Raw genomic sequence first — 6009 nt, 5'->3', positions numbered from 1 at the left:
AGTTAATGTTATATTAAAAGGAACATCAATAGGAACAATAACAGATTTTGACGGAAATTACTCCATAAATGTTTCATCCTCTGATGCTATATTAGTGTTTTCTAGTATAGGATTTGTAAGTAAAGAAATTGTTTCAGGATCTAAAACAACTATTAATGTATCCCTAGAATCAGACCTGATGGCTTTGGATGAAGTAATCGTTGTGGGTTTTGGTACTGCTAGAAAAGAGACTTTAACTGGCGCTATAGAACAGGTAAAATCAGAAGTATTTGAAGATCGTGCTGTCAGCAACGTAGCATTGGCATTGCAAGGGCAATCACCAGGATTGGTAATTAACAGAACTTCCACAAGGCCAGGTAATGAGGGTGTTAGTATGCAAATCAGGGGTGCTACGTCAGTTAACGGCGGAAGTCCATTAATAATTATTGATGGTGCACCTGCATTTGACACCAGTGAGTTTTACCAAATGAACCCAGATGATATAGAATCAATTAGTATCCTTAAAGATGGTGCTGCTTCTATTTATGGTTCTAGAGCAGCAAATGGTGTAATTCTAGTTACTACTAAAAAAGGTAAAGGAAAATTAAAAGTGGAGTTTAATTCTATGTTTAGAGCTAATTTTTTAGGCTTAAGACCTCCAGTTCCAACTTATCAGGAATATGGACAATTATGGTTAGATGCTGCTGAACAAGATTCCGTTCCTAATTATTGGAACTGGGGAGAAGAACCCGTAAGAGGTTTTGCGGCTGGAGAATCTGGGTTTTTTCAAACTCTTCTTCCTGCATGGGGATATAATGGACTTATATATATGGCACCAGCTGATCGATATGAAGAGTTGTATGGGTTTAACACAGGGCATCAACAGAGTTTGAGCCTTTCTGGAAGTACAGACGAAGCAAGGTATAGATTATCTATGGGCCTTTCAGAGTCACAAGGAGCTTTAAAAACTGCATATGACGGTATAAAACAATATTCGGTAAGGTTAAATACGGATTTTGATATTTCTGAAAAATTAAATTTAGGAGCTAATATTAGCCTGCAAAAAAATATAACCTCCAGTCCTTCATCATCGTTTGGACAAACACTAGTTACACAGGATTCTCCGGTGTTTCCTTCAAAAAACCCTCAAGGTCAATGGTATGGGAACTTTGGTATTGGAGGAACAAATTCTATAGCTGGAACAGCAGACGGAGGTAGAGAAGATTTTGAACAAAACATAGTCAAACTTACTTTAGCTTTAAAATATGATATAGGGAATGGATTTAGTACGAACGGAACTGCAACTATTAACCATGTAAATAGCAGACAAGATATTACTACTCTAACTGTGCCAACTTATAATTGGAACGGTGAATTAAATGTTAATGCTGTAAATCAAAATTCAAGTATTGAAGTTCTGCATATTGTCAAAGAATACCAGACCTACGGTGGTTTTTTAAACTATGAAAAAACCTTAGACGACCATATTATAAAAGCTATGGTAGGTATAACAGCTGAAAAAAATGAATTTAAAGCACTTTGGGGAAAAAGAACAAACATAGTAGATGAAGGAGTATATGATTTAAATGTTGCTACTGGAGTTGAAGAAAATGGAGGAGCTAATGACAACCATCAAAGAGGTCAAGACCATACAGGGTTATATTCATATTTAGCAAGAATAAATTATGATTATAAAGAAAAATATCTACTGGAGTTAGTTGGGAGACGTGATGGCTCTTCTAGATTTGCGCCTGGATTTAAATTTAGTAATTACGGAAGTGTATCAGCTGGATGGAACCTTCATAAAGAAACATTTATGGAAAACGTTGATGTTTTAAATAATTTAAAAATTAGAGCGAGTATTGGAAGTAGTGGTAATCAAGTAGGAATTGGGGCTTATGATTATGTGTCTACGATAGCTAATGGTACAGAACTTTTTGGAGATTCAGGAGCTCTAAGTACTACCTCTTATGTAAACGGTATGACAACCACTCTTCGTACTTGGGAAGATGTTGTAATGAAGAATATAGGTATTGACTTTGCTCTGTTTGATAACAAGCTTTCTGGTACTTTTGAGACATATGAAAGAAAGAATAATGGCATGCTATTAAGTAAAACATACCCTGAGTTATTAGGTGATGTAGCTCCCAAAACAAATATCGGGAATTTAGAAACTACGGGTTGGGAGGTAATGTTAAATTGGAGCGATCAAAAAGGTGATTTCTCTTATAATATTGGCGTCAATATGAGCGACAGCAATAATACATTAGTTAATCTAGAAGGAGAAAATTTAATACAGGCAGGTTTAAATGCAACAATTGAAGGTCGTCCTTTAAATTCATATTTCTTATGGGAAACAGATGGGTTGTTCCAAAATCAAGAAGAAGTTGATGCCTATAATGCACAATATGCTATCCTTGGTTCAGAAGTTCCTACAGGTGCAGGAGCATTGCGTATAGGGGATGCTAAAAAAGTTGATTTAGACGGCAATGGAGTAATAAATGATCAAAATACAAGTGAAGATAAGGGGCAAGGAGATGTTAAATTTGCAGGAGATGCACAAGCACACTACGTTTTTGCAGTGAATTTGGGAGCAAAATACAAAGGTTTTGATTTTACGGCATTTTTTCAAGGGCAACTAGAACAAACGGTACTTAGATCAGGGATTAACCGATATCCGTTTTATGTTCCTTGGTCTAACTTAACTACTGCTTATAATGGGAAGACTTGGACTCCTGAAAATACAGATGCTAAGTATCCTAGATTAACAGCTCAGGATGCTCTAGCTAAGTATAACTGGGGTGATACTGATGTATTTTCGCAAAATAATAGATATATGAGACTTAAAACTCTTGTGATAGGATATTCATTTTCAACGGATGTTATAGATAAATTAAATATGTCTAAATTACGTGTTTATGTTTCTGGAAATGACCTTTTTGAGTTCTCTTCATTAGTTGATGGTTTTGATCCAGAGTCTGGTGCCAATTCTGCTACGGACGATAAATCAATATATCCATTTCAGCGTACACTTGCAATTGGACTAAACGTAACGTTTTAGGACATGAATAGACAAAAAGTATTAAACAAAAAAAACATACAGATGAAAAAAACAATAACTTTATTCACAGCAGCCTTGTTCTTTCTAATGGTAAGCTGTGAGGATGCATTTTTAGACTTAGACGATTTAGACAGTATAACTGAGTCTGTTTATTTTGATAATCCTCAAGATTTCGAATATGCTGCCAATAATTTTTATAGAACCCTACATTCCCCTCAAGGTACAGACGGTGATGGATTTTCTGATATTTCAGATTACGGCACCGAATTAAATGCGTGGGTGCAGGACTATGGGCAGGGTATTAATTTTCCTCAAAGTATTGATATTTATTGGAACAATGGATATACCAATTTAAGGGGGGTAAACATTTTGCTTAAAAAAGCGGATGAGTATGTTGCTGATGGCGGTAATGCTTCAGATATAAGTGAATCTGTTGCGGCGGCTTATTTTTTTAGAGCATATCAACACTTTAGATTGTTAAAACGTTTTGGAGGTGTTCCTATTATGATCGAAGTAACCAATGTAGATTCTGAAGTTCTTTTTGCTCCAAGAAATAGTAGGTATGAAGTTGTAGAACAGATTCTTGTAGATTTAGATTTAGCTATTTCGGGTTTGCCTGAAACAGCTACAGGTACTGAATTAGGGAAAATTAGTAGTGTAGCTGCATTAGCTTATAAGTCTCGGGTACTTTTATTTGAAGGTACTTGGGAAAAACATGTAGGTACTGTTACCGATTTTGAAGGTTCGGGATCGGAAAATAACTCCGCCTCCTATATTTCTCAAGCGGCTATAGCGGCCAAATCTGTAATGGACAGTGGGCATTATCAAATTTGGAACCAAAACGCCGACCCAAATATGGATAATAATTCATATAGATGGTTGTTTACTTTAGAAGGTGCAGATTCAAACCCTGGAGGTTACGACAAATCTTCAAATAAAGAATTTATTATACAAACAATATTTGACTTTGCAACAGCCCAGCAAATGGATGCTATGTTTACCCATTCAGTTGGGGGTAGAAATGCACCAACTCAAACAGCTTTAGACATGTACTCTTGTTTAGATGGATTACCAATATATAAGTCTTCTCAATTTTTAGGTTACTACCATCAGTCTGATCAATTTATAAATAGAGATTTGAGAATGTGGGCTAATTTTGGATCAAAAGTGATTGAAGAAGGATCTGTTCCTATAAATCCTATTTCAAATATTAATAATTCTAATTTAGATAATCAAAAATTTAGAACTTGGAATCTTTATAGAGCAGAGGGAACAGAAGCGTATAATTATGCCCATTTAAGATATGCTGAAATATTATTAACGTATGCCGAAGCTGTCTATGAGAGTACGGGTACTATTTCTGATGCTGATTTAAATCTGAGCGTTAATATAATTAGAGATAGAGCAGGCATTGCTCATTTAACAAATGAATTAGTAGCTACTAATGGTTTGGATATGTTAGAAGAAATAAGAAGAGAAAGAACAGTTGAGCTGTATATGGAAGATAATAATCATTGGAACGATATACGACGATGGGATACGGCCGAAGAACTCTTAAATGCAGACTTAATTGGATATGTTATTGAAGGAACTGAATATGCAACAAATGAAGAGCTTTTTGATCCAGTAACTTCCGCTATATATGGTTTTAAAGATGATTACCAATCAGGAGTAGGGCCAGTAAAGGCCTTGATTATTGACCCTGTAAGTACTAGAATATATAGTCATAAGAATTATTTGTGGCCATTGCCATTAAATGAAATTATAATTAATTCAGCGTTAGTACAAAACCCTGGTTGGTATTAGTTTGTATGTAAATAATTTTGTCAGTAAATTTAATAAGAGTAGTTGTAGATATAATATCTACAACTACTCTTTAATATTTTTACACGTATTAATGCATTAAGACGGTTGCATAATGACCTCTTCGATTTTAGGTTTCTGTTTTTTAATCTAAAAATTTATGTTTTTTTTCATTGTCTATGTTAGTTATAGAGCTATTTTTTGGTTCAATTTTCCTTAATTTTTAAAATTAGAGGCAGTTATACCTTGGACTTCTATATAAATTAAGACCATTGCGTAATGCTCTCATCAATTTTAGATTTCAATTTTGAATTTTTCAATCCAAATTTATGTTTTTTTCATTGTTTATGTTAGTTATGGATCTCTTTCTTGGTTCATTTTTTCCTTAGTTTTCATAATTAGTGGCAATTATCCCTGGACTTCTATATAAATTGTAACAAATAGCTTCCATCAGGTTTTGAGTATGCATTTTTTCCATACCTCTGTATCTTGTAATTCCTCATTTAAACCATAACTATATTCCTCCAAAAGTTCGCTCCTCTTTAAACCTTGTTTTACCAATTAATTTATTAAATCGTTTTTCCCATTTTGTCAATGATTTATTTTTAATAGCTTTTTTAAGAATGTGATTCTTTAAATTTCGATCTTTTAAAAGTGTTGCGTTTTTCTTTGATTGATAGCCTTTATCAGCTTTTAAAGGAATGTCTTTTGGTAGCTTTACGGTGATTGTATTTAAAACATCTTCTAAATTAGATATCTCATTCTTAACTTGCAGTTGTAGTTAATACTCCAAGAACCAAGCCTTGTTGATCGGTTAGATGATGCTTCTTAAAACCAAAATGATATTTTCCTCTCTTTCTTAACCAAGTACCGTCTTTATCTACACTAGGGGCATAGTCTTTAGTGACAGTAACCTCTTGGCCTGAATGGTCTTCTGTTACTTTGTGAATTGTTTTTCCTTTTGGACGCAAGGGTGTATCAATGACACCTGCATCTACAATGAGTCCTTTTTTAACTATAATGTTGTGATTCTCTAATTGAGAATTTATAACTGAAAATAATTTTTCAAAGGTTTTAGTTTTAGTCAATGCCGTTCTAAACCTACTCAATGTACTGTGGTCTGGTGCTACCTGTTCTATTGTCATTCCACAGAAATAGCTGAATGA

Annotated in this window: 3 protein-coding genes; 2 read left to right on the top strand and 1 reads right to left on the bottom strand. The window is 34.2% G+C overall.

The annotated features are described in order from the left end of the window. Positions 1-3040: SusC/RagA family TonB-linked outer membrane protein (locus V5787_RS05065; protein WP_336892182.1), on the top strand; the 3040-nt coding region annotated here is incomplete at its 5' end. 42 nt (positions 3041-3082) lie between these two features. Continuing rightward, positions 3083-4846 (top strand): RagB/SusD family nutrient uptake outer membrane protein, encoded by a 1764-nt coding sequence (locus tag V5787_RS05060; protein ID WP_336892181.1) that lies wholly within the window; start codon positions 3083-3085, stop codon positions 4844-4846. Positions 4847-5607: 761 nt separating this feature from the next. Here V5787_RS05060 and V5787_RS05055 read toward each other — a convergent pair. Further along, positions 5608-6009: transposase (locus V5787_RS05055; RefSeq protein WP_336892180.1), on the bottom strand; the 402-nt coding region annotated here is incomplete at its 5' end.

The sequence above is a fragment of the Flavicella sp. genome (assembly GCF_037132785.1).
Classification (GTDB): Bacteria; Bacteroidota; Bacteroidia; order Flavobacteriales; family Flavobacteriaceae; genus Flavicella.
The sequence above is the reverse complement of the archived record's forward strand: the minus strand, read 5'-3'. Positions and strand labels throughout refer to the sequence as shown.

Coding starts and splice junctions, on each gene's coding strand:
- V5787_RS05060 (WP_336892181.1), top strand. CDS start 3,083: ATGAAAAAAACAATAACTTTATTCACAGCAGCCTTGTTCTTTCTAATG.